The organism is Rhizobium sophorae, from assembly GCF_013087515.1.
Taxonomy (GTDB): Bacteria; Pseudomonadota; Alphaproteobacteria; order Rhizobiales; family Rhizobiaceae; genus Rhizobium; species Rhizobium sophorae.
Genome location: NZ_JABFCN010000002.1, coordinates 89,015 through 106,018, shown reverse-complemented (window position 1 = coordinate 106,018; position 17,004 = coordinate 89,015). Strand labels below are relative to the sequence as shown.

Annotated in this window: 19 protein-coding genes; 10 read left to right on the top strand and 9 right to left on the bottom strand. The window is 61.1% G+C overall.

Annotated elements, in window-relative coordinates:
* The first annotated feature begins 4 nt into the window (after positions 1-4).
* The 6 genes from G9X64_RS01620 (at position 5) to ppk2 (ending at position 6,957) form a co-directional block, all read left to right on the top strand.
* The gene (locus G9X64_RS01620; protein WP_168312974.1) at positions 5-1,237 is read left to right on the top strand and encodes an ABC transporter substrate-binding protein; all 1,233 of its coding nucleotides are present in this window, start codon (positions 5-7) and stop codon (positions 1,235-1,237) included.
* Positions 1,238-1,335: 98 nt separating this feature from the next.
* On the top strand, positions 1,336-2,223 hold the full coding sequence (locus tag G9X64_RS01615) for a carbohydrate ABC transporter permease (RefSeq protein WP_168317379.1): 888 nt from the start codon (positions 1,336-1,338) through the stop codon (positions 2,221-2,223).
* Positions 2,223-3,107, top strand: coding sequence for a carbohydrate ABC transporter permease (locus G9X64_RS01610; RefSeq protein ID WP_025398247.1), 885 nt, complete (start codon positions 2,223-2,225; stop codon positions 3,105-3,107). The genes G9X64_RS01615 and G9X64_RS01610 overlap by 1 nt, the downstream gene beginning before the upstream one ends.
* Positions 3,108-3,114: 7 nt before the next feature.
* Positions 3,115-4,197, top strand: coding sequence for an ABC transporter ATP-binding protein (locus G9X64_RS01605; RefSeq protein ID WP_171375832.1), 1,083 nt, complete (start codon positions 3,115-3,117; stop codon positions 4,195-4,197).
* 83 nt (positions 4,198-4,280) lie between these two features.
* The gene (locus G9X64_RS01600) at positions 4,281-5,933 is read left to right on the top strand and encodes a GMC oxidoreductase (protein WP_171375831.1); all 1,653 of its coding nucleotides are present in this window, start codon (positions 4,281-4,283) and stop codon (positions 5,931-5,933) included.
* A 109-nt stretch (positions 5,934-6,042) separates the two neighbouring features.
* Positions 6,043-6,957, top strand: a complete 915-nt coding sequence (gene ppk2, locus G9X64_RS01595; protein ID WP_168312978.1) for a polyphosphate kinase 2 — start codon at positions 6,043-6,045, stop codon at positions 6,955-6,957.
* A gap of 124 nt (positions 6,958-7,081) precedes the next feature.
* Here the strand turns inward: ppk2 and G9X64_RS01590 are convergent, their stop codons facing one another.
* Positions 7,082-7,957, bottom strand: a complete 876-nt coding sequence (locus G9X64_RS01590; protein WP_171375830.1) for an aldo/keto reductase family oxidoreductase — start codon at positions 7,955-7,957, stop codon at positions 7,082-7,084.
* Positions 7,958-8,064: 107 nt separating this feature from the next.
* On the opposite strand from G9X64_RS01590, the gene G9X64_RS01585 reads away from it, so the two are divergent.
* Positions 8,065-8,973, top strand: coding sequence for a LysR family transcriptional regulator (locus G9X64_RS01585; protein ID WP_168312980.1), 909 nt, complete (start codon positions 8,065-8,067; stop codon positions 8,971-8,973).
* A 78-nt stretch (positions 8,974-9,051) separates the two neighbouring features.
* Here the strand turns inward: G9X64_RS01585 and G9X64_RS01580 are convergent, their stop codons facing one another.
* The 4 genes from G9X64_RS01580 to G9X64_RS01565 form a co-directional block, all read right to left on the bottom strand.
* A complete protein-coding gene (locus G9X64_RS01580) occupies positions 9,052-9,531 on the bottom strand; it encodes a pyridoxamine 5'-phosphate oxidase family protein (protein ID WP_171375829.1) in 480 nt (159 codons plus the stop codon).
* A gap of 107 nt (positions 9,532-9,638) precedes the next feature.
* A complete protein-coding gene (locus tag G9X64_RS01575) occupies positions 9,639-9,833 on the bottom strand; it encodes a hypothetical protein (RefSeq protein WP_168312981.1) in 195 nt (64 codons plus the stop codon).
* A gap of 61 nt (positions 9,834-9,894) precedes the next feature.
* Positions 9,895-10,131, bottom strand: a complete 237-nt coding sequence (gene rpsU, locus G9X64_RS01570) for a 30S ribosomal protein S21 (protein ID WP_168312982.1) — start codon at positions 10,129-10,131, stop codon at positions 9,895-9,897.
* A 40-nt stretch (positions 10,132-10,171) separates the two neighbouring features.
* Positions 10,172-10,324 (bottom strand): hypothetical protein, encoded by a 153-nt coding sequence (locus G9X64_RS01565; protein ID WP_168312983.1) that lies wholly within the window; start codon positions 10,322-10,324, stop codon positions 10,172-10,174.
* 449 nt (positions 10,325-10,773) lie between these two features.
* Between G9X64_RS01565 and rapA2 the strand changes: the two genes are divergently transcribed.
* The 3 genes from rapA2 (at position 10,774) to G9X64_RS01550 (ending at position 13,238) form a co-directional block, all read left to right on the top strand.
* Complete coding sequence (gene rapA2 / locus G9X64_RS01560) at positions 10,774-11,487, top strand: calcium-binding lectin RapA2 (protein ID WP_168312984.1); 714 nt, start codon at positions 10,774-10,776, stop codon at positions 11,485-11,487.
* Between the two features lie 190 nt (positions 11,488-11,677).
* Complete coding sequence (locus tag G9X64_RS01555) at positions 11,678-11,866, top strand: hypothetical protein (protein WP_168312985.1); 189 nt, start codon at positions 11,678-11,680, stop codon at positions 11,864-11,866.
* An 85-nt stretch (positions 11,867-11,951) separates the two neighbouring features.
* Positions 11,952-13,238: a helix-turn-helix transcriptional regulator gene (locus tag G9X64_RS01550; RefSeq protein ID WP_168313001.1), complete on the top strand. Its 1,287-nt coding sequence runs from the start codon at positions 11,952-11,954 to the stop codon at positions 13,236-13,238.
* A gap of 86 nt (positions 13,239-13,324) precedes the next feature.
* Here G9X64_RS01550 and G9X64_RS01545 read toward each other — a convergent pair whose 3' ends face one another.
* From G9X64_RS01545 to G9X64_RS01530, 4 genes are read right to left on the bottom strand one after another with little or no spacing between them, the layout of a single operon-like run.
* Positions 13,325-14,089, bottom strand: a complete 765-nt coding sequence (locus G9X64_RS01545) for an SDR family NAD(P)-dependent oxidoreductase (protein ID WP_168312986.1) — start codon at positions 14,087-14,089, stop codon at positions 13,325-13,327.
* A 55-nt stretch (positions 14,090-14,144) separates the two neighbouring features.
* Positions 14,145-14,873, bottom strand: a complete 729-nt coding sequence (locus G9X64_RS01540) for an SDR family oxidoreductase (protein WP_171375828.1) — start codon at positions 14,871-14,873, stop codon at positions 14,145-14,147.
* Between the two features lie 25 nt (positions 14,874-14,898).
* The gene (locus G9X64_RS01535; protein WP_168312988.1) at positions 14,899-16,158 is read right to left on the bottom strand and encodes a sugar ABC transporter permease; all 1,260 of its coding nucleotides are present in this window, start codon (positions 16,156-16,158) and stop codon (positions 14,899-14,901) included.
* Positions 16,155-16,976, bottom strand: a complete 822-nt coding sequence (locus tag G9X64_RS01530; protein ID WP_168312989.1) for an ATP-binding cassette domain-containing protein — start codon at positions 16,974-16,976, stop codon at positions 16,155-16,157. The genes G9X64_RS01535 and G9X64_RS01530 overlap by 4 nt, the downstream gene beginning before the upstream one ends.
* Positions 16,977-17,004: the final 28 nt, after the last annotated feature.

Genomic DNA, 17,004 nt, shown 5'->3' with positions numbered 1-17,004 from the left:
AACAATGAAGAACATGATGAAGCTTTTTCTTGCCGGCGTGGCATTCGCCGGTCTCTTCGCCTCGGCACATGCCGAGGACAAGCCGACGATCGAGATCATGTCGTCCTGGACGTCGGGCGGCGAAGCGGCAGCCCTCAACGTCATCAAGACCGAGTTTGAAAAGCGCGGCGGCGTCTGGAAGGATTCCTCGATCGCCGGCTTCGGAGCGGCCGATGCCGCCTTTCAGAACCGGATCGTCGCCGGTGACGCGCCCGGCGCCAAGCAGGGCGTCATCGGCCTTGCTGCCGCCGATTTTATCAACCAAGGCCTGTTCAATCCGATCGACGATGTGGCCGCTGCGGGCAAATGGGCCGACGCCCTGCCGAAATCGATCCACGATCTCATCTCCTATGACGGCAAGGTCTATCTTGCACCGACCGGCGCCCATGGTGAAAGCTGGCTCTTCTATTCCAAGGAAGCTTTCGAGAAGGCCGGCATCGCGCAAGAGCCCAAGACCTGGGACGAACTCTTTGCCGATCTCGACAAGCTGAAGGCTGCCGGAATGGTGCCTGTCGCCTGGGGTGGCCAGCCCTGGCAGCAAACCAAGGTCTTCAACATGATCCTGCTCTCGCAGGTGGGGATCGACGGCTTCCTGAATATCTATGTCGATAAGGACAAGAGCCAGGCATCCGTCGAGGGGGTGAAGAAGACCCTTGAAATCCTCGGCAAGCTGCGCGGCTATGTCGACGCCGGAGCCGCCGGCCGCAACTGGAACGATGCGACCGCCATGCTGATCACTGCTAAGGCCGGCGTGCAGTTCATGGGCGACTGGGCCAAGGGGGAATTCACCGTCGCCGGCAAAGAGCCGGGCAAGGATTACGGCTGCATGATCGTTCCGGAGTCGAAGGGCATGGTCTATATCGCCGACGCCCTCTGGTTCCCCAAGACCGGCAAGGTCGAGACCGACAAGGCCCAGAAACTGCTCGCCGAAGTCGTCATGGATCCGACCATCCAGGTCGAATTTTCTCTCAAGAAGGGCTCGGTTCCGATGCGCTCCGACGTCGACAAGTCGAAGCTGGACGCCTGCGCGCAGAAGGGTGTCGAGCTGATGGCAGCGGGTGCGATCGTGCCGGACCAGGCGATCGTGCTGACACCCCAACAGGTTGGCGCGCTTGATGACTTCGTCGACGAATACTGGAGCGGCGGCTCGAACGACGCAGGTGCTGCGGCCGAGAACTTCTTCGCCATCTTCGAGTAGGATAGTACCCGTGGCGTCGGCCTCATCCGACCCCACGGCTACCGGCGCCTCACCCGGCGGCGCGGGCCCCGCTTTCCACTCCGTCAACGAGCTGGCCGATGTCCATCAAACGCAAGCCCAATCTCTCTGCCACCATCGCGCTGCTGCCGACATGGTTCGTCGCGGTCGTGGTCTTCATCGGCACCATGGCTTGGTCGATCCGCCTGTCCTTCACCAATTCGACGCTTTTTCCGTCCTCGACCTATGTCGGCTTCGCGCAATATTCGAAACTCTTCTCTTCCGCCAAGTGGCTGGCCTCGCTGCAAAACGTGTTGATCTTTGGCGTCCTCTACGTCGCAGGTTGTTTGCTGCTGGGCTTTCTGCTGGCGGCGGCGCTGGATCGTAAGATCCGCTTCGAAAGCGCCTTCAGGACCATATTCCTCTATCCCTACGCCATGTCCTTCGTGGTGACCGGGCTGATCTGGCAATGGATGCTCAATCCGACGCTCGGCATCCAGGCGAGCGTGCGTTCGCTCGGCTGGGAAAGCTTCGTCCTCGACTGGGTGGTCAATCGCGACATGGCGATCTATGCGCTGGTGCTTGCCGGCGTATGGCAGGGCGCGGGGCTCGTCATGGTCATTGCGCTCGCCGGTATGCGCGGCATTGAAGCCGAGCAATGGAAGGCGGCGCGGATCGACGGCATTCCGGTCTGGCGGATCTATGCCTCGATCATCCTGCCCCAGCTCGGGCCGGCGCTGGCCGCGGCCGGCATGCTGCTCGCCATGGGCGTGATCAAGACCTACGACATCGTCGTTGCCATGACCAATGGCGGCCCCGGCAATGCGACGGAGGTGCCGGCGAAATTCATCATGGACAATCTGTTCGGGCGCCAGAACCTCGGCCTCGCCACAGCAGGCGCGACGGTGCTTGTCCTCGGCGTCATCATCGCAGTCGCCCCGTTCCGCTACGCGATGCACATGCGCGACAAAGCAAAGGGGGCTGCGTGATGGCCCGTCCTCATCCGAATGGCCCGAAGCCGGCACAGATCACAGCCGGGCGCATCGGCCTCTATGCCTTCCTCGTCGTCGCAGCGCTTTTCTTCCTTTTGCCGCTCTACACCATGGTCGTCACCTCGCTGAAGTCCATGGACGAAATCCGGCTCGGGCAGATCTTTGCCCTGCCGGCGACGCTCGATTTCTCTGCCTGGGCCACCGCCTGGTCGGGCGCCTGCATGGGAACCGTCTGCGTCGGCATTCGCAGCGGATTCTGGAATTCGGTGGCGATCACCCTTCCCTCGGTCGCACTGTCGGTCTTCATTGGCGCCGTCAACGGTTATGCGCTGTCGCTCTGGCGGCCGCGCGGGGCAAACCTGCTTTTTGGCCTGCTGATGGCCGGCGGCCTCATCCCCTACCAGATCTTCCTCTATCCGATGGTCCGGGCGATGGCGAATATCGATCTCTACAATTCGCTGGCCGGCATCATTCTCGTGCATGTCATCTTCGGCTTGCCGCTGGTGACGCTGCTCTTCCGCAACTATTTCGTCAGCGTGCCGGAGGAGCTGTGCAAAGCGGCGCGCGTCGACGGCGCGGGCTTCTGGCGCATCTTTTTCGAGATCATGCTGCCGATTGCCGTGCCGATGGTTGTCGTGGTCTCCATGCTGCAATTCACAGGCATCTGGAACGACTTCCTGCTCGGTCTCGTCTTTGCCGGGCGCGACAACCTGCCAATGACCGTGCAGCTCAACAATATCGTCAACACCACGATGGGCGAGCGGACCTACAACGTGAACATGGCGGCGACGATCCTGACCGCCATCGTTCCGCTTGCCATCTATTTCCTGTCCGGCCGCTGGTTCGTGCGCGGCATCGCGGCCGGCGCAGTCAAGGGGTAACGCTTCCATGCAATCTGCCGTCTCCGTCAAGGACCTGAAGATCGCCTATGGTGACCATACGGTGATCGAGAAGATGTCGATCGATATTGCGCCGCGCGAGTTCCTGGTGCTGCTCGGCCCTTCCGGCTGCGGCAAGTCCACGCTTCTGAACGCCATTGCCGGTCTCCAGGATATCACATCAGGTGAGGTCTGGATCTCGGGCAAGAACGTGAGTTGGGAGGAGCCGAAGAACCGTGGCATCGGCATGGTCTTCCAGTCCTACGCGCTCTACCCCCGCATGTCGGTCCGCAAGAACCTCTCCTTCGGACTTCGTGTCGCCGGTCTGCCGAAGGCCGAGATCGAGGCGCGTGTCGCCCGCACCGCCGCCCTTCTCCAGCTCGACAAGCTGCTCGACCGGCGGCCGGCCGAGCTATCGGGCGGCCAGCGCCAGCGCGTCGCCATCGGCCGGGCGCTGGTGCGCGAAGTGGATGTCTTCCTCTTCGACGAGCCGCTGTCGAACCTCGATGCCAAACTGCGCAACGAATTGCGCGTCGAAATCAAGAAGCTGCATCAGCGCCTCGGCAACACGATGATCTACGTCACCCATGACCAGGTCGAGGCCCTGACCCTGGCCGACCGCATCGCCATCATGCGCGACGGCGTCATCCAGCAGCTTGCCTCGCCGGCCGAGATCTATCGTCGTCCGGCCAATCTCTTCGTTGCCGGCTTCATCGGCGCTCCGGCGATGAATTTCATCGAGGGCCGGATCGAGCCCGGCGACGCGGCGCCGGTTTTCCGGGGCAACGGGCTGAGCATCGACCTCTCCGGCTATTCCTTCCGGGCGGCTGCGGCGGAAGGACCGGCGACGCTCGGCTTTCGCCCGGAACACCTCGTGCTCGATGGGGCTACAGCCGGCCTACCTACCATTCCTGGCCGCGTTTCCGTCGTCGAGCCGATGGGGTCGGACGCCGTTATCTGGTTCGACTGGGCGGACCAGAGCCTCTCGCTCCGGCTGATGGGCGACGTGACCCTTGAGCCCGGCGATGCTCTGGCTCCCGGGCTCGATATCGCCAAGGCGTCCCTCTTCGGCGCTGACGGATCGCGGCTGTGACGCACCATCCCTTTGTTTTCCCGCAACTCCGGGTGCGTTTCGCGCCGTTTTGAGGATTGCTCCAGGACAGGATTTGAAAAGACATGTCTGAAATCGTCTATGATGCGCTGGTGATAGGCTCCGGCGCGGCGGGTTCCTTTGCGGTGAAGGAACTGACGGAAGAGGGGCTGTCGGTGCTGCTGCTCGAGGCCGGCCCCGCCGTCGGGCCGAAGGATTTCGATCCCGCGCGCAAGAAGGCGCCGGCAAGCAGCATCAATATCTGGGAGCGCGCGCGTGCCACCCTCAAGGGTCAACCGATCCAGGCGCGCGCGGCGTTTTTTACCGAGCGCTTCAGCCACTTCTTCGTCAACGACCGCAAAAACCCCTATACGACGCCGAAGGGCGAGCCCTTCCTCTGGATCCGCGGACGCCAGGGCGGCGGGCGACTCCACAGTTTCGGCCGGGTGCTGCTGCGCTGGACCGACGACGATTTCAAGATCCGCTCACGCGCCGGAAAGGGTGTGGACTGGCCGGTCTCCTATGACGAGCTGGTGCCTTTCTACGACGAGGTCGAGACCTATCTCGGCCTCTACGGCAACAAGGACAACGTCGCCACGCTGCCGGACGGCGTCTATGCGAAGCCGGCAAGCCTGACGCCCGCCGAAGAAATCTTCAAGCAGGCGGTCGAAAACCGCTGGCCGGAGAGGCGCGTCGTCTCCTGGCGCTACATTGCGCCGGATGCCGACCGCATGCCGCGACCGCTGCGAGAAGCAAAGGCCACCAGCCGGTTGACCGTCCGCTACGACGCCGTCGTTCGCCGTATCACCACGGATGAGAAAACCGGCCGCGCCACCGGCGCGGAGTTCATCGATCGCAACACGGGCGAGGTATCGACCGCCCGTGCCGCGACGGTGGTGCTTTCGGCCTCGCCGATAGAGAGCGTGCGGCTGCTCTTGAATTCGGCTTCGGCGAAACATCCGGATGGGCTCGGCAATAGCTCAGGCGCTCTCGGTCGCTATTTCATGGACCAGCTGCCGTGCCTCGCCTTCGGCTCCTTTTCCAAGGCGAAGGGCTGGGCGCCCGACGAATCCGCGCCGACCGACCCGTTTTACAATCCGTCGGGCGGGATCTTCATTCCCCGCTTCGGCGAGGGCGACGCCGCCCGCGGCGATTTCGACTACCAGGGAAGCGTCGGCCGTGCGCCAGTCTCCGGAGACCGAGATGCACGTCTCGCCTTCTTCGGTTTCGGCCGTATGCTGCCCTATGCCGACAACCGCATCACGCTCGACGTTAGGCGCAAGGATGCCTGGAACATTCCCGTGCCGCATATCCGCTGCGTCATGCAACAGGAGGAGCAGGCGCTGCTCAAAAGGCAGGAGGAGACGCTGATCGCCATGATCAAGGAGATTGGCGGCGACCTCGAATTCATCGGCTCGCCCACCGGCCTCAAGGAAATGGGCAAGGGCGCCTTTCCCGAAGCCGATGCCTTCAGCCGCTTCATGTTCCGCAAATGGTTCCGCAAGACCATGTGCATGGGGGCGGCAATTCATGAGACGGGCGGCGCGCGCATGGGCGAAAACCGGCAAGCTTCGGTGCTCAACCCCTACAACCAGGTCTGGGATGCCCCGAACCTCATCGTCACCGACGCCAGCGCCTTCCCCGGAAGCGGCATCGCCGGCACGACGCTCACCGTCATGGCCCTGACGATCCGCGCCTGCCGGAATCTTGTCGACCAGTACCGGACGGGACGGCTGTAGCAGCGCTTGGAACGACGGACGCGGGTAAACCGTTTCAGCCTTCGATCAGTGTCGTCATATAAACTTCGCACTGACATGCTCCTGTCAACAACAGCAGGAAGGGAAATCCATGTCTCAAACACATCAGGACCAACTCAGCCGCATAAAGGCTGAGATCGCCGACAGCTTCGATGAAGAGCTGGAAATGCAGATGGAAGAAGACCGGCTGGACGATCTGGTCGCCGAAGGAATGTCGGAGCCGGCGGAGCAGACGCTCGAGCGAAAGACCTACTTCCGCGAGCTCTTCCGGCTGCAGCACGAACTCGTGCGGCTGCAGGATTGGGTTCAGCATAAGAAGCTGAAGGTGGTGGTGCTGTTCGAAGGTCGGGATTCGGCCGGCAAGGGAGGCGCGATCAAGCGGGTGACCCAGCGGCTCAATCCGCGCGTTTGCCGGACAGTCGCGCTGCCCGCCCCTACCGAGCGGGAACGTCATCAATGGTATTTCCAGCGTTATGTCCCGCATCTTCCGACCGGTGGCGAAATGGTGCTCTTTGACCGAAGCTGGTACAATCGCGCCGGTGTCGAGCGCGTCATGGGGTTCTGCACCGAGGAAGAACTCGAGGAGTTCTTCCGCTCGGTGCCTGAATTCGAGCGGATGCTGGTCCGTTCCGGTATCGTGCTGATCAAATACTGGTTTTCGATCACCGACGAGGAGCAGGAGTTCCGCTTCAAGATGCGTATCCACGATCCGCTGAAGCAATGGAAGCTGTCACCGATGGATATGGAAAGCCGTGTCCATTGGGAGGAATACACCAAAGCCAAGGAAGAAATGCTGGAGCGTACGCACACGGAGGACGCACCCTGGTGGGTGGTGCAGGCCGTGGATAAGAAACGGGCGCGTTTGAACTGCATCGCCCATCTTCTCGAGCAGATCCCTTACGAGGATGTTCCGAAACCTGAGATCCAGTTGCCGGACCGCATCCGTCACGCAGATTACAACAGGGCGCCGGTTCCACCTGAAATGCTCGTGCCGGAGCGCTATTGAAGCATAACCACAACGGACGCCGGGGGTTGGCGAAATAGCGGGAGCCGCATGCGCCTGATCCGGTCGCTACGCCATGCGAGAGCGTGGCGTAGCGACCGGATCGCCTGCGAACCTTCCGATACCGTCAGGCGGCAAAATCAGCCATCCGGTTCAGTTCTTCGACAGCGTCATCCGGCAGCACGAGCCTGGCGGCGGCGAGGTTCTCCCTGAGATGGCCGACGGACGAAGTGCCGGGGATCAGCAGGATATTTTCCGCGCGACGCAACAGCCAGGCGAGCGCCACCTGCATAGGCGTCGCATTGAGGCGTGCTGCGACATCGGACAGGGTGGAAGACTGCAGCGGGCTGAACCCGCCGAGCGGAAAGAACGGCACATAAGCAATGCCGTGGCGCGCAAGATCGTCGATCAGGGCATCGTCGGCCCGATGCGCCAGATTGTATTGATTCTGCACGCAGACGATCTCGGTGATCCCACGCCCCTCTGCGATTTGTTTGGATGTGACGTTGCTCAGCCCGACCTGCCGGACCAGGCCTTGCCGCTGAAGATCGGCGAGCACCGTAAGGGGCGCTTCGATCGCCCCTTCGGCCGGGCCGTGCACGTCGAACATGATCCTGAGATTGACGACATCAAGCACATCGAGGCCGAGATTGCGGAGGTTGTCGTGCACTGCCTCCGTCAGCTCTTCGCGCGAGAAGGCCGGAATCCAGGATCCGTCTGTGCCGCGCCGCGCGCCGATCTTGGTGACGATGACGAGATCGTCGCGATAGGGATGCAGCGCTTCGCGGATGATCTGGTTGGTGATGTGCGGGCCGTAGAAGTCGCTGGTGTCTATGTGGTTTACGCCGCTCGCGACCGCCTCTCGCAGCACTGCCAAGGCCGCGCCATGATCTTTGGGCGGACCAAATACGCCAGGCCCGGCAAGCTGCATGGCGCCATAGCCGAGCCGCTTTACGCTGCGGCCGCCGAGGTTGAACGTGCTGGACCGATCGAGAGTGGACATGACCTAATTCCTTTCAAGAGATGTCGCCAAGATGAGCCCAAGATAAGGATTGTGGGCGCGCGTGAAAATTGGCTATAATCCGAACGGCCTGTGCGGAGTGGCGAACAATGAAAGCAGATCTGAGTGATCTCAATGCCTTTGTTGCCGTGGCACGTGCCGGGGGTTTCCGCGAGGGGGCGCGCGTCAGCGGCAGCAGCGCCTCCTTCCTCAGCGAAGCGGTGCGCCGCCTGGAGGGCCAGCTCGGTGTCAGGCTGCTCAACCGGACGACACGCAGCGTCGTCCCGACCGAAGCGGGCAAGGGCTTGCTGGAGCGGCTCGGCCCTGCTTTGAGCGAGGTGGAATCTGCCCTCGATGTCGTCAACGGTTTTCGCGACAGGCCGGCCGGTGCCTTGCGCCTCAACGTGCCGGTCAGCGCGGCGCGGCTGGTGCTGCCCGCCATCGTTCCACCCTTCCTCGCAGCGTATCCCGATATTCGGCTGGAGGTGGTCACCGACGAGAGCTTTGTCGACGTGATCGCGGCCGGCTGCGACGCTGGCATACGCTACGACGAGCGACTGGAGCAGGATATGATCGCAATACCGATCGGGCCACGCGTCCAGCGCTTTGCCATCGCAGCCTCCCCCGACTACCTCGATCGCCGTGGCCGGCCGCAACATCCGAGCGAGCTGCTCGGCCATGCCTGTCTATTGGGTCGCTTTGCCAGCGGTGCGATGACGGCGCCGTGGGAGTTCGAGCGTGATGGCGAGATCGTACGGGTCGATCCGACGGGGCCGCTGATCGTGCGGGTCGGCGGAGCGACCGATTTGGCCGTCGATGCAGCGATATCAGGAACAGGGATCGTCTGCCTCTTCGAGGACTGGCTGCGCCCGCATATCGACAGTGGCGCGCTCGAGCCCATCCTCGAACCGTGGTGGCAACGCTTCTCCGGGCCGTTCCTCTACTATCCCGGGCGTCGGCTGGTGCCGGCGCCGCTCCGGGCATTCATCGACTTTGTCAAGGCATCGGCTACTGCATAATTCCTTAAGCCGGACTCGATTTATTGCGTGTCTAAAAGGTGCGTGGCGCTGTGAGCGGGCTTAGTAGCCCACGATGCGCTAGAGCTTGACCTCGGCATTGTCGCCCATATCAGGTTTGGTGTTCGAGACTGCTGCCGCCGCCATCTTGATATAGCTGATGATCGTGCCTGGGCTGTCCCAATATTCGGCCGAAGCCGGCGTCATCTTGAGGATGCGGATGGAAGGATCGTCGGGATTGTCCCACCACGCCTTTGCCGGCGTCGCCCATAATTCCCTGATTCTCTCCCGGTCGTTTTGCACCTCGGCCGTCCCTGATACGGAAACATATTTCTGTCCCTTGGTGTCGGCAAAGGCGAGGCACACGTTTGGCCAGCGAGTGATTTCAACGTCTTTGTGACTGCTTACATCCGTCAGAAAGTAGATCGCATTCTCGAGCTGCGCGGTATAGGCGGACATCGGGCGGGCTCGCAGATCGTCGCCGCTGCGGGTCGTCAGCATGCAAAACCCGATCTTGTCGATCAACTCCCATACCCGTGTCGCGTCGTCTTGATTGGCCATCGTCATCTCCATCTGTGCAAGAGACGAAGTAACCGTCTACCGAAGCCGATGTTCCCAGTCGGCGGGTCTAATGAGCCGATTCCTAAGATGATCGAGGCAGGCGTCGATCAATGGACGCTTGGGGTTTTCATGACCATTGCGAAGTCTTCGGCGACCAGTTCGCTGACGGCGATGAGAACCTCCTCCCGGGAAAAGCCCGATGTCAGAGCGCGTTGAATCAGATCCTGCAGATCCGGCTCCACGATATCGCGGCAATCCTCGAGGCGTTCTTCCGAAACGGTGAGGCTATTGAGTTCGTCCATTGTCTGTCCTTTCAGGGGAATGTACCGCCAAAGCCCGCGAAGGCTGGTGAGGATAAAGCTGCTAACGGGCGGCCACCGCCCGCTTCGGACCGGGCAGCAGGCCTTCACGCTGCATCTGCTTGCGTGCAGCCTTGCGATGTCGGCTGATCGCCTGCGCCTTTTCCCTGACGCGCCGTTCGGACGGCTTCTCGTAGGCGCGCCGTACCTTCATTTCGCGGAACAGCCCTTCGCGCTGCATTTTCTTTTTCAAGACTCTGAGCGCTTGGTCGACATTGTTGTCTCTGACGAGTACCTGCATTTAGAGTTCTCCTTGTTTGGGACGGTGGCCCGATCGCCGCTCAGCCGAGCTGCTCCGCGATCAGAGCCTGCAATTCGCGGCGGGTGAGAAGGCATGGAAACGGCTTCCAGTTCCTGGGAGCATTGCGGACAGCCTCGCCATCCTCACGCGGATTCGCCGCCGCAACCGCGGTGGCTGTATGTGTGTTGTTCAAAAAGAAATCCTTTGCCGACCTTGGCCGGCGTTATCGATTGTTTGTGGGATTGCCCATCACGCAGCCTTAAGGCGCGCGCCGATGCATAAGCGTGTCAATCAGCAGCCGGCAACGGCTTAGATTTCCGCTTGGATCGGGTACATCAGCAACATAAGGCTCGGCGAGCACAATTGCAACGGATAGCCCGGACGTGGCTCGGGCATCGCCAATCGCCTTCAGATATACTCCGCGCCATTTTATTCAAGTTATCCGGGTATAGTTTTTCCAAAATTTTCTTCAATTTTGCGCGAGTGTCACATTATTCCGCCGGAATGGAAGCAACGCGAAGACCGCCACCGAAATTAACCTTCTGTTAAATAGACCATTGACTTGTAGTATTAATAGGTTGTTAAAGGAGCCGCTCGCTGAGGTCGAAATTGACCCGCCAATAAACATTTAGGAGAGAGCCAATGGCTTCGCTGATACATGCAACTGATGATAGTGCAACATTTAAAGAAACCGACGTTATTTCCGGAAATCTGCTTTCCAACGATTCCTCCGACAACGGCCACCTGTTCCTGCGCGCATTTGACCAGCAGAGCGTTGGTGCCAAGCAGGGCAACAGCCAGGTTACCGAAATCCAGGGCGATTACGGCACCTTCTTCGTCAAGCCGGACGGCAGCTACACCTATGTCCTGAGCGACGCCGCCAAGATCGGTTTCGCCAACGGTGAATCGTTCCAGGAGAAGGTTTCCTACAAGATCTCCGACGGCAGCGGTCACACCGACGTCGGCCTGTTCACCCTGAACATCCAGGGCGTAACCCAGGTAAAGCCGATCGCTGTTGACGACCACTACAGCTTCACCGAAGGCGACGCTATCGGCGGCAACGTTCTGGACAACGACATTGCCGGCGACAATGGTCACCTCTTCCTTCGCCAGTTCGACGGCACGAATGTCAGCGCCAAGAGCGGCCCCGACGCTGTTACCGACATCGTCGGCGACTATGGCGTCTTCCACGTCAAGCCGAATGGCGAATTCACCTATGAGCTGACGGATGACCTGGCTGCTGGCCAGACCGTCACGGAAACCGTCCAGTACTACAAGATCTCCGACGGCGAAGGCCACACCGATGTTGGCGTTCTGACGCTCAACATCACCGGCAGCACCGACGCTCTTGTTTGATCAGCAGTTATAGATCAATGAGACACTACGCCCGCCGCGCAATCGGCGGGCGTCTTCGTATATCCGCCTGATTGACGCAAGTCCGCCGGGAGCCGATGATATTCCGATGGTCTGCAAAGCAGTATAATACTTTTTAGCTAGTTCTTATAAATGCCGGCGTGGCGTAGTCTTGATGTTCGGAGGACACGCCGTGACCGAACACATCGAAGCCAGGCAAGTCGAAACAGACGATCTGACGAAAGTCTGGTCCGTGACGGAGTTCTGCGCTCGTCACCGCATAGATGCCGAGGAACAAGCGCTGCTGCTCAAACTCTTCGGGCCGTTCGCGACCGCTTCCGAATTGCTTCACAATGCCAAGCGCGCGCCAAGGTTCAGATGAGGCCGCCTCCATTTCTTCAACGATGTTCTGACAAATCCCGGTAAGTCATTCGGTGAACGAACGGCGCAAGATATCGCCTGATCGGGTGACGCTCGCTATCTTGCCTCTCACACATTTAGGCAGTAATCGAAATGGTGCGATCGTTGCATTTGGCGGAACCATCATCGTGAAAACGAGCGGCGCTGATATGGATCATGTCGATATCGTTGATGCTGTCTATCAGGCGGCGGTCCGTTCAGAATTATGGCCGGATACGCTGTGCGCGATCGTTGATTATGTCGGCGCGGTCGCCGGAAATATTGTCTATCAGGCGCCCGATGGCCACGGCAGCTTTCTGATCCCCGGCCGCATGCGTGAGGATTTGAATGCGCTCTATCTTCAGCATTACACGGGCAACCCCTATGCCCGCGCATTCGAGAAGGTAAAGCCGGGCGAGATCGCAGTCGGCAACAGGTTGATAGATGCAAAGGCCGTAAGGCATTCCGCGTTTTACGCCGATATCTGCGAGCCTCAAAACATCTTCAATCAGCTCTTCCTGCCTCATGCCAGCCTGCACGAGCGAGGAGGTATCGGCGGTGTCGCTCTGTTCCTGTCTCGTCAGCAAGACGAGCAGGCCGGCAAAGCGGCAGCACGCTTAGAGCAGCTGAGCCCGCATATGGCGCGGGCGATCGATCTTTCCTTTCAGGTAAACCGGATCGCCCGCGCACGCGAATTGCCGCAACGGCTGATCGATGCAATCGCTGATGCGGCCGTGCTGATCGATAGTCGGGGTGCCGTCCTTCTCTTGAATGCGGCAGCCGAAACACTGCTCAAGCAAGCCGACGGCATTTTTCTCAGCCGATCCGAGAGGCCCTCGCTTGCCGCCCATATTTCGAAGACATCCACCCGCCTAGTGAACGCCATTCGTCAGGCTTTGCTGATAGCCGATGGCGAAGACACGCCCTTCGACGGGGCATTGTCGATCTCTCGGCCATCGGGTTTGCCGCCCTATCTCGTGATGATCACGCCGCTTGCACCGACAGCGGTTTCGATATGGGATGCGGTGGATAGCGGAGCGCGCGTGCTCATTCATATCGTCGATCCGGAAGCGAAGACGCGTCGGCAAGCGCAACAACTGCAACACATCTTTGGCCTGACCGAAGCCGAAACCCGGGTCGCTGCACTGATCGGCAGCGGAATGAATCTGCCCGAGATTGCCCGGGTTCTTGGAATTTCGTCCAACACGGTAAAAACCCACACCGGCCGATGCTTTGGCAAAACGGGAGTGCGATCCCAGGCGGCTCTCGCCAGGCTGATTGCCTCGATCCCGATCGCCGGAAACAGGCCGGCGACGCCGTCCCGCACGAATGGAAAGAGCCGTCCGCAGCCGTAAATTTCCACAGCGTCGCGCGTCCTTTCGAGAGCTGCAAAGGACGCCAAGCGGCTGCGAGCCACCCTCCCCCATCTCGTGTTCACGTCTCACCGTGTCGTATAACCCCCGTCGATCACCAGCACTTCGCCGGTGACATAACTTGCTGCCGCCGAGCAGAGGAACAACGCGGCACCCGCCACCTCCTCTGGCTGCCCGACGCGTCCCATCGGGGTCATGCTGCGCCAGGTCGGGAACCACTCGGGATTTTCGATGCCGCCGCGCGACAGATCGGTCTCGATATAGCCGGGGGCGATGGCGTTGACGCGGATATTCTCGGCGGCAACTTCGCTGGCGAGGCTTTTGGTCATCATGTGGACCGCCGCTTTGGAGGTATTATAGGCGACTTGGTTCTGCGGAATGTTGGACACGATGCCCGATATCGAGCCGATATTGAGGATGGCGCCGCTGCCCTGGCGCCGCATCGGTGCGAGTGCGGCGCGGCAGGCGCGAAAGACGGCGTCGACGTTGATGGTCATGATCTCGCGCCAGGTGGCATCGGAAAATTCGCCGCTGTCGCCATGAATGGCGATGCCGGCATTGTTGACGAGGATGTCGAGCCGCCCAGCCCGTGAGAGGGTCTCAGTGACGAGTTCGTCGGCAGCGCTTTTCTTCATCAGGTCGGCGGCGATGAAATCGCAATCGACGCCGGCCTTGGAGAGCCGGTCTTCCGCCGCTGCATTGCGGGTTCGGCCCGTGATGATGACTTTGGCGCCCGCCTCGCCGAGCGCCTCGGCGATGGCAATCCCGATGCCGCGCGTACCGCCGGTCACCAAGGCCACCTGTCCGTTCAGGCGAAATCTGTCGAAGATCATGGCCGTTTCCTCCTAAGTGGGGTTTTCCCGAGTGTTGAAGGCGAGTGCACTTTCGTCAGATGTCGGCGCTCTGCGGCAGGATGACGAGATCACGGATGGTGATGTTGCGTGGACGCGTCAGCATGAAGAGCACGGCTTCGGCCACTTCGTTGGCCTCCATCAGGCCACCTGCGGCGAGCGCCTCTTGCAGCTTCTCCTGCGGCCAATCGCTGAGAAGGGCCGTGACGACAGGGCCCGGAGCGACGGCGCCGACGCGCAAGCCATGCTTGGCCACCTGCCGCCTCAGCGTATGGACGAATGCCTGGACGGCATGTTTCGAGGCGGTGTAGATCGGCTCCCAGACGACGGGGATCATGCCGGCGACGGAACTCGTCAGGATGATATCCCCGGTCTTACGCTCGACCATATGCGGCAGAACGGCATGCACCGAACGGAAGGCGGCGTTGATGTTCAGATTGAGCATCCGGTCCCAGGCATCAGGGTCGCCACCCAATACCTCCCCGCCGATGTAAGAGCCGGCATTGGCGTGGAAGATATCCAGCTGGCCCGCTTTTTCGAGAATTTGCGGCATCATCCGTTCGACGCTTTTCGGATCGGTGAGATCGATGACCAACGGAATGGCGTTGGCGTCGAGTTTCGAGCAGATTTCCTTCAAGGCGTCTTCATTTCGGTCGACCAGCACGACCCGGGCGCCCGCGGCAAGCATGGTCTTGGCGCACTCAAGGCCGATGCCCGACGCCGCCCCGGTGACGGCCGCGACTTTTCCAGACAGATCCTGTCCCATTTTCTTCCTCTGCTTTCTGGTTGCTTTAGGCTCGGCCGTGCGAAATTCGCGATCGGCGTGCCAGCGAGTCGACGATGACGGCAACGGCAAGGACAGCGCCGGTGATCATGTATCGAAGCGATGACGAGAGATCGAGAAGCGTCAGCCCGCTGGCGATCGACTGGATGACGATGATGCCGAGAAGGGCTGAATAGGCACTGCCGCGCCCGCCGAACAGGCTCGTGCCGCCGATGACTGCCGCGGCGATGGCGTTGAGATTGACGTCGCCCGTGCCGGCCTGCTGACTTGCCGTCGCGAGCCGCGCGGCAGAAAGAACGCCGCCGGTTGCCGCAAGCAGGGCGCACATGACGAAGGCGCTCGTATAGATGCGCGAGACGTTGATGCCCGAGCGGCGCGCTGCCTCCCTGTTGCCGCCGACGGCATGCATGGAGCGTCCCCATTTGGTGCGCGTCAGCGCATAGTTCATGGCGACGACGAGCCCAACGAAAAGGCCGAACATCCATGGAATGCCGCGCGACTGGTTGAGATAGAACGCGACAGCTTCCAGGGCGAGTGTGATGATGACAGCGCGGATAAGCAGTCCGCCGGCCGATTTCGCCGACAGACCGGCCGCCCGCCGACGCGCCGAGGTGCGGTAGCTGGAGAAGAAGAAAGCAATGCCGGCAAGTGCCACCAGCAGATAGGCGATCGGGTCCGGCATGACCATGATCTGGCCGAAACTCACGAGCCAGGAACCATAGGGAAGATTGATCGAACCGGTCGCTCCGAGGATATAGAGCTGCAGGCCGAGAACCGCGAGCAGCCCCGACAGCGTCGACACGAAGCTCGGCATGCCGAAGCGGTTGAAGAGAAACGCGTAGAGCGAGCCGATCAGGGCGCCGACGATCATAGCGGCGAGGATCGCGAGAACCACCGGCCAGCCCTGGTTGACCCAGAAGACGCCGACCAGCGCCGAGGCGAAGCCGCTGACGGAGCCGACGGAAAGGTCGATCTCACCTACCATCAGGATGCAGACGATGCCCAGCGAGATGACGCCGACCGTCGAGCAGTCGAACAGCATGTTGACGAGGTTGCTGCTCGAGAGAAACACCGGATTGAGCGCCTGGAATACCGTCCAGATGATCGCCAGGCCGACAATGACCGGCAGCGAACCGAGATCGCCGGAGCGGATGCGATCCCCAAAGGCGCGGATCGAGCCGGCAAGGCTGTCGTCGTGATGCACTCGTTCGTCACGTCGGTCGAGGAGCGCAGGTGCTGCCGGTTCATTCTGGATGGTCTTCATCATGGCCTGCCCTCCTCTGTCTGCTGGCTTTGCGCCTGGCGGCGCGACGCGCGGCGGGAGACGGAATTGTTGGATGCGCCGGTGATGGCGCTGACGAGCTGTTCGTTGGATGCGTCGGGCAGCATGGTGCCGTTGTTGCGGCCGAGCCGAAGGACGACAATACGGTCCGCGACGGCCCGAACGTCCTCCATATTGTGGCTGATCATGATGACCGCGAGGCCGCGCTCCCGCACGCGCTCGATAAGGTCTAGCACCTCGGCGGTCTGGGCGACGCCCAGTGCAGCTGTGGGTTCGTCGAGCATGATCAGTTTCGGCTGGAGCAGCAGCGATCGGGCGATGGCTACCGTCTGGCGCTGTCCGCCGGAGAGTGAGGCGACAGGCTCGCGCACGCTCGGAATGCGGGCCGAAAGCTCGTTCAAGAGCTTCCAGGCGGCGATCTCCATCGCGACTTCATCGAGCTGATAGGGGTTGAGCTCCTTGCCGAGAAAGATATTGGCGACGACGTCGAGATTTTCGCAAAGTGCCAAATCCTGGAAGACGGTTGCGATGCCAAGGTCGAGCGCAGCACTCGGGCTCGACAGGTTGACCGGTTTGTTCTCGAAGATGATCGTGCCCGAGCTTGGCTGGTGCACGCCGGCCAGGATCTTGACCAGCGTCGATTTGCCGGCGCCATTGTCGCCCACCAGCGCCACGACCTCGCCGGCATACACGTCGAGTTCGATATCGGTGAGCGCCGACACCGCCCCGAAGTTCTTCGATATTCCGCGCAGGCTAAGGACAGGCTGACGGGATGGGTCAGGAATATGAGAGGTTTCAGACATCGCCTGGCCTTTCGAAAAAGCGAAAATC

Excerpts from the sequence above, each read along its gene's own strand:
- G9X64_RS01620 (WP_168312974.1), top strand. The coding sequence starts at position 5 with ATGAAGAACATGATGAAGCTTTTTCTTGCCGGCGTGGCATTCGCCGGT.
- G9X64_RS01615 (WP_168317379.1), top strand. The coding sequence starts at position 1,336 with ATGTCCATCAAACGCAAGCCCAATCTCTCTGCCACCATCGCGCTGCTG.
- G9X64_RS01610 (WP_025398247.1), top strand. The coding sequence starts at position 2,223 with ATGGCCCGTCCTCATCCGAATGGCCCGAAGCCGGCACAGATCACAGCC.
- G9X64_RS01605 (WP_171375832.1), top strand. The coding sequence starts at position 3,115 with ATGCAATCTGCCGTCTCCGTCAAGGACCTGAAGATCGCCTATGGTGAC.
- G9X64_RS01600 (WP_171375831.1), top strand. The coding sequence starts at position 4,281 with ATGTCTGAAATCGTCTATGATGCGCTGGTGATAGGCTCCGGCGCGGCG.
- ppk2 (WP_168312978.1), top strand. The coding sequence starts at position 6,043 with ATGTCTCAAACACATCAGGACCAACTCAGCCGCATAAAGGCTGAGATC.
- G9X64_RS01590 (WP_171375830.1), bottom strand. The coding sequence starts at position 7,957 with ATGTCCACTCTCGATCGGTCCAGCACGTTCAACCTCGGCGGCCGCAGC.
- G9X64_RS01585 (WP_168312980.1), top strand. The coding sequence starts at position 8,065 with ATGAAAGCAGATCTGAGTGATCTCAATGCCTTTGTTGCCGTGGCACGT.
- G9X64_RS01580 (WP_171375829.1), bottom strand. The coding sequence starts at position 9,531 with ATGGCCAATCAAGACGACGCGACACGGGTATGGGAGTTGATCGACAAG.
- G9X64_RS01575 (WP_168312981.1), bottom strand. The coding sequence starts at position 9,833 with ATGGACGAACTCAATAGCCTCACCGTTTCGGAAGAACGCCTCGAGGAT.
- rpsU (WP_168312982.1), bottom strand. The coding sequence starts at position 10,131 with ATGCAGGTACTCGTCAGAGACAACAATGTCGACCAAGCGCTCAGAGTC.
- rapA2 (WP_168312984.1), top strand. The coding sequence starts at position 10,774 with ATGGCTTCGCTGATACATGCAACTGATGATAGTGCAACATTTAAAGAA.
- G9X64_RS01545 (WP_168312986.1), bottom strand. The coding sequence starts at position 14,089 with ATGATCTTCGACAGATTTCGCCTGAACGGACAGGTGGCCTTGGTGACC.
- G9X64_RS01540 (WP_171375828.1), bottom strand. The coding sequence starts at position 14,873 with ATGGGACAGGATCTGTCTGGAAAAGTCGCGGCCGTCACCGGGGCGGCG.
- G9X64_RS01535 (WP_168312988.1), bottom strand. The coding sequence starts at position 16,158 with ATGATGAAGACCATCCAGAATGAACCGGCAGCACCTGCGCTCCTCGAC.
- G9X64_RS01530 (WP_168312989.1), bottom strand. The coding sequence starts at position 16,976 with ATGTCTGAAACCTCTCATATTCCTGACCCATCCCGTCAGCCTGTCCTT.